The sequence below is a fragment of the Streptomyces sp. NRRL WC-3626 genome, from assembly GCF_000718785.1.
GTDB classification, from domain to species: Bacteria; Actinomycetota; Actinomycetes; order Streptomycetales; family Streptomycetaceae; genus Streptomyces; species Streptomyces edwardsiae.
The window spans coordinates 1-307 of sequence record NZ_JOCA01000071.1 but is presented as its reverse complement, the minus strand read 5'-3'; the positions used below and the strand labels follow the sequence as shown (position 1 = coordinate 307).

The following is a 307-nucleotide window of genomic DNA, read 5'->3' as shown; positions in this document are numbered from 1 at the left end:
GATCTGTTCGGCGGTGACGCCCTGGATGGGCATCTTCTTCGACATCGGGACCTTGGTCCAGGGGATGGTCTGCTCGAAGTAGTAGACCTCCAGGCCGCGGAAGGTGCGGGTGCCCTTGTAGTGGATGGGGGCGGTGGTGCGGGTCTGGGCGTCGAAGTAGGCGTAGTCCCGTTTCTCGGTGAGGAAGGGCCACTTGTACTCGATGCCCTCGCGGCGGACCGGGTCGCCGTCGACCATCTCGCCGGTGGCGTTGACGGGGGCCTGGGTGTGGGCGTCGAAGATGTAGCGCTCGGGGATGGCGGAGACC

1 protein-coding gene is annotated in these 307 nt (G+C 66.1%); it reads right to left on the bottom strand.

Annotated elements, in window-relative coordinates; genetic code table 11:
• Positions 1-307: porin PorA family protein (locus IF28_RS0135865; RefSeq protein ID WP_030229653.1), on the bottom strand; the 307-nt coding region annotated here is incomplete at both ends.